The sequence below is a fragment of the Microbacterium sp. Kw_RZR3 genome, from assembly GCF_029222405.1.
Classification (GTDB): domain Bacteria; phylum Actinomycetota; class Actinomycetes; order Actinomycetales; family Microbacteriaceae; genus Microbacterium.
Genome location: NZ_JARHXC010000191.1, coordinates 1 through 5,152, shown reverse-complemented (window position 1 = coordinate 5,152; position 5,152 = coordinate 1). Strand labels below are relative to the sequence as shown.

4 protein-coding genes are annotated in these 5,152 nt (G+C 72.6%); all 4 read right to left on the bottom strand.

The window, feature by feature from the left end:
- Nucleotides 1-2,755: Ig-like domain-containing protein (locus tag P2P98_RS10170; protein ID WP_275799559.1), on the bottom strand; the 2,755-nt coding region annotated here is incomplete at its 3' end.
- Nucleotides 2,755-3,888 carry a serine/threonine-protein kinase gene (locus tag P2P98_RS10165; protein ID WP_275799557.1) on the bottom strand — a complete coding sequence of 378 codons (1,134 nt, stop codon included), beginning with the start codon at nucleotides 3,886-3,888 and terminating at the stop codon, nucleotides 2,755-2,757. The genes P2P98_RS10170 and P2P98_RS10165, both read right to left, overlap by 1 nt.
- A 98-nt stretch (nucleotides 3,889-3,986) precedes the next feature.
- Nucleotides 3,987-4,649 (bottom strand): hypothetical protein, encoded by a 663-nt coding sequence (locus P2P98_RS10160; RefSeq protein ID WP_058596744.1) that lies wholly within the window; start codon nucleotides 4,647-4,649, stop codon nucleotides 3,987-3,989.
- Nucleotides 4,650-4,728: 79 nt separating this feature from the next.
- Nucleotides 4,729-5,152, bottom strand: a 424-nt coding sequence (locus tag P2P98_RS10155; protein ID WP_275799555.1) for a hypothetical protein, incomplete at its 5' end; no start/stop codon positions are given.

Genomic DNA, 5,152 nt, shown 5'->3' with positions numbered 1-5,152 from the left:
TCGTCGTCGTCCCGCCGCTCAGCACCCGGCCCTGCAGGGTGTCGGGCACCGGCGCGCGGTTCGCGTCGTCGCCGAGGACGGTGATGCGCACCGTCGCCTCGTCCCACAGCGACGGAGCGCCCGTCGTGTACACCCGGTACGTCACTTCGTACGAGCCGGGAGTGGTCGGCGCGAGGTAGCGCAGCACGCCGCCCGAGGCGAAGGCGAGGGCGTCGCTGGCCGGCTGCGCGCTCACGCTCGCCGGATCGAGGGTGGGTCGTCCGCCGGCGGGCGACACGTCGTTGTCGAGCACCGGAATGTCGACCTGGGCGCCGGCGCGCACGGTGACGGTGTCGTCGACCGCGATCGGGGCGATCTCGGGCGCCGGAGGGAGCAGGTACACCGTCGCCTCGCCGGTGACGCGGGCACCCTCGTCGTCGGTGCCGTCGCTCACGCTGTAGGTCACGGTGCCCAGAAGGCCGGCTTCGCCCGTCGCGGTGCTCCCCGAGACGCGGAGATCGTTCTGGCCGACCGTGTCGACGCTGAGCGAGGCGCCGTCCTCGGCCGCGGCGACGACGTCGCTCAGCAGGAGGACCCGCCCGGTCGGGTTCGACACCGCGGAGAACACGTCGAGCGTGGCGTCCTCCTGCGGGCGGACGAACGCCACGACGGGGGCGGTCGACAACTGCGCGGGGGCGTCCGCGGCCAGGAGGGTGATGCGGGCGGTGCCCGTGGCATCCCGTCCCCCGTCGGAGACCGTGAAATCGACCCGGTACACGCCTGGCTGCGAGGCGGTGAAGTCGAAGGTCGTGCTGCCGCCGATGACACCCGCGGTGGCCGCGGCGTCGTCGAGGATGCGGACCGAGCTGAGCGAGACCGCCCCGGCGGTTCCGGTCACGTGCGGGCCGACATCGACCGTGAGGCTCGACCCCACCGTGTCGACGACGGCGAAGGACTGAACGGCGAGGCCGGGGTCGGGGGCGACACGGATCAGCAGCGGCTTCGTCGCCACGGCTCCCCGGGTGTCGGCGACGGTGACGTCGAGCTGGATCGTCTGCTCGCCGCCGGAGCCGTCGTCGGCGTGCTGGTAGACGACCTCGCCCGCGGGGGTCGAGGTGACGCTGCCGACTCCGCCCGGGTTGTCGACCGACAGCAGCAGCAGCGGGTCACCGTCCGGATCGACCCATCCGGGGAGGACGGGGACCGTGATCGTGCCGCCGCGGGCGACCTCCGGGGTGGGCCAGGGCTGGAGGCACTTCTCGACACCGCACCACACGGGGGCGGCGTTCGCGGCTTCGGGCGAGACGGTCAGCGTGACGGTGGTGGGGGCGGATGTCAGCCCGTCGGGCGTCGTGCCATCGGTCACCGCGTACGAGAACGTCGCCGTGCCGGTCGCCTCGGGACGCACGCGCACCGCGAGGCGCTGATCGTCGTCGGTGAGACTGAGCTCACCGAAGCCGGGATCCAGACCCGTGACGCTCTCGCCGACGATGCTCAGCACGTCGTCGTTGGGGTCGTGGTCGTTCAGCAGGACCGGAAGGGTGACGAGGCGGCCCGCCCGCACGCCGAACGCGTCCGGCTCCGCGATCGGGGGCTTGGGATCGAGAACGACGCTGAGCTGCTCGTCGCTCTGGACCGCGGCCTGCTCCGTCCGGTCGTCGAGGCTCCAGTTCTGACTCGACGCGACGAGCGCGCCGTTCGGGACGGTCCACACCCAGCCGCTGCGCGTCTCATTCAGGATCACGGCGTGGTCGGTCGCGACGAACACCGGACGACGCTGATCAGGAAGCGTTCCCCCTGCGTAATCGAGCGGCGTCTCGCCCGCGTCGGAACGCCAGAGCGTTCCGCCGGCCTCGCCGGGGAGCAGCCACGCCGCGTACGCGACGCCCCCGCGGGAGAGGGGCTTCGCGGGCTGACCGAGCACGGTGCCACCGCCTCCCACCTCGCGGTTCGGCCCGGAACCGTCGACGGGAATCGCCCACAGCGACTGCTCATCGGCGAGGTAGACGGCACTGCCCGCGGAATCGGGAGAGCTGACGACGGCCTGGTCGACCACGGCGACGTCGACCGGGTCGGCCCCGCGCACCCACACGCGCCCGGCGTCGCCATCGACGAGAACCCAGGTGTCTCCGGCCGCCGAGAGGAGCGGGGTGGACACCTCGACGGCGAGCGCGTCGCGCGCGCGCACCTCATCGGCGGCGATGTCGTAGCGGATGACGGAACCGTCCGCCGAGGAGTACGCGAAGAGCATTCCACGGTCGTCGAGGGCGATGGCATCCGCGGTGTACGACGGAGAGTCGCCGCCGGCGGAGCCGAACGGATCGAGTTCGGATGCCGCCTGCCCGGCCTCGCTCAGTCGCCCGGTGAACAGCGTGCCGGTGTCGGTGCGGTACACGACGAAGTCGCCCGCCGTGACCACCGAGGTCGTGCCCGCGGGGGTGTCGGGGGCCGAGGAGAGCTGCTCCTCCTGCAGGTCGGCCGGCTGGGCCTCGTCGATGCGCGAGAGCTTGCTGTAGCTGTCGGTGAAGAGGTACGCACCGTCTGGGCTCTGCGCGACCTCGCTGGGGTTTCCGGCCGAGCGCACGGTGTCGAGCTCGCCCACCGAGGTGTTGACCCGGGCATATCGCTGGCCCTCTCCGGTCTGCAGCGCCCAGACCGAGGTGTCGACCTCGGGGGTCTCTTGGGCGTCGAGGCCGGGCCAGACGACGCTCGCCGTGATCACGAGAGCCGCAGCCGCGAGTGTGGAGGCGAGACCGACGACCGTGCGTCGCCGCATCACAGCACCCCCGTGGCGTACAGCGCCGCGACGACCACGGCGCCCGCGGCGACGACCGTCGCTCCGGCGAGCGCCCACGGCAGGGCGCGGTGCGACGCCGCCCCCGGAGCCGAGATGTCGGTGTCTTCGTCGCGGGCGAGACCCGTCACGCCCGAGCGGTCGCGGACCTTGCGCGCGCCCGCGCGCTCGATGCGCGAGCGCGTGGGCCCACGCAGCGCCGTGTCGGAGAAGTCGACCATCCCGGCCGACGGCGACCACGCGGCGCTGGGCACCTCGAGAGGGGTCGCGGCGAGGCCGAGCTCGGTCTGCACGTGCTGCAGATCTTCGCCGAGAGCGCGCGCGCTCGGATGCCGGTCCTGCGGGTTCCGTGTCATCGCGCGGGCGAGCGCGGCCTGCAGGGACGGCGGCACGTCGGAGCGGGAGATCTCGGTGTACGACGCTCGCGCGATGCGACGACGCAGCTGCTCGCGCGAGTTCTGCCCGCGCTCACGACGCTCGAAGGGACTGTGCCCGGCCAGGAGCGAGTAGACGGTCGCCCCGAGACTCCAGACCTCGCTCGAGACGGTGCCGGCGGTCTGCTCGGCGATCACCTCGGGGGCGCTCCAGGGCACCGACATCGCGAGCATCTCATCGGCGTTCTGACGCACCAGCGACGACGAGATCCCGAAGTCGGCGAGGACCGGCGCCCCGAACGTCGTGATGAGGATGTTGCTCGGCTTCACGTCGCGGTGCACGAGACCCGCGTGATGAGCGGACTCGAGGGCTCCGGCCATGCGCACGCCGATGGCGAGGACCTCGGGGACGGGGATGCGCTCGACCCGATAGCGCTGGGCGAGCGACCCCGGGCAGTACTCCATGACGATGTAGGGCCGGCCGTCAGCGGAGATCCCGGCCTGGTACACGGTGACGATCGAGGGGTGCGCCGAGAGGTGCGCGAGCACGTCGGCCTCGGCGTTGAACATGCGCCGGAGGTCGGGGTCGCGCACGTCGCTCGGGAGGACCTTGACCGCCACCTCGCGGCGCGGCATGTCCTGCCCGTAGAGGAAGACGTCGGCGAAGCCCCCGGAGCCGAGCGGACGGATGTACGCGAGCCCGGGCAGGATCGGCGGCGACGAGGGGAGGCGCTGCGGCATGGTGCCCCCTCCCGGACGACGCGCCCGCGTCTGGCCGGGCGGACAACCCGGCAATGCTAACAAAGGCGCCTCCGGGATCCCGGGGGCTGTGGACAAGCTCAGGATGCCGCGTCGCCGGGGTCGCGCGGATCGAACGGCGCATCGAGGGAACGCGTCAGTTCGTCGAGCATCGCCGCCACCTGCGGCTCCACGTATTCGGCGATCGCACCCTGGATGCGCAGGCGGTGGTGCAGCAGGATCGTGCACACCTCGCGGCCGATCATGTTCGCGTAATCGTCGGCGAGACCGACCTCCTGACGCAGCGCCGCCTTCGCGGCATCCGACAGCGGTGGGAGGGCGGGGATCACCGCGTCTTCTTCGGCGGCCAGGCCGGTGAGGGTGAAGAGGAACGGCGCTCCGGGCTCGGGCTCCGGGTCGAGCGGCAACCCCTCGAACTCGGGCTCGAGGCCTTCCGCCGGACGGTACGAGCGACGGCGGTTTCGCTCGGCCTGCTGGTCCAGTTCGGCCTGCAGCATCGGGAGGTTGCGTGCGGTGTACTCGGCGACGGCGTGATCGACGATCGTCTTCACGCGCGTGGACAGACCGTGCTGGACGCCGTGGGGCACGTCGGAACCGAGACCCGCCGCGGAGAGGACCGGGGATCCGAAGCACCGACGACACGGCGCGATGCGGCCGCGGTGGTTCGCGGGCTCCCACCGGGGCAGCCATTTCAGCCAGGCGTCCACCGCCTGGCCTACCTGGGTCTCGAGCGACCGCTCCACACTCCTACGCTAGACCGACACGCCCGGGCAGCGGGGATCATCGTGTCTCCCGCGCGTCACACCCGCGCCCCGGCGACGATCAGGGGGTGTCGTCGTCTTCGTCCTCCCAGGTCCACCGCGGGCGCTCGGTCCGCACGCGCACGAGGAACACCCCGAACACCGCCGCCAGCAGCGCAGCGGCCGCGAGCACGGCCCCGGGCCAGCCGAGGGCGACGGTCCCGGCCGCGGCGACCGCCCGCGCGGGGTCCGCCCCGCTGAACAGGCCTCCCACGACGATCCCCGCGAGCTCCCCCACGTAGGCGCCGAGACCGCACGGGACCGCGGTGAGATACCCGGGCGGCTCCGCTCGGAGCCCCCAGAGCAGGACGCCGGCGAACAGCGCTGTGGCGACCACGAGGCCGATGACCCCGGGGATCGGGCCGAGACCCGTCACAGGGATGACGTCGCGATCGAGAACGAGGCTGGCGACCCCGAGTCCACCGATCCCGAGAGCGACGAACGTC

Coding starts and splice junctions, on each gene's coding strand:
- P2P98_RS10165 (WP_275799557.1), bottom strand. CDS start 3,888: ATGCCGCAGCGCCTCCCCTCGTCGCCGCCGATCCTGCCCGGGCTCGCG.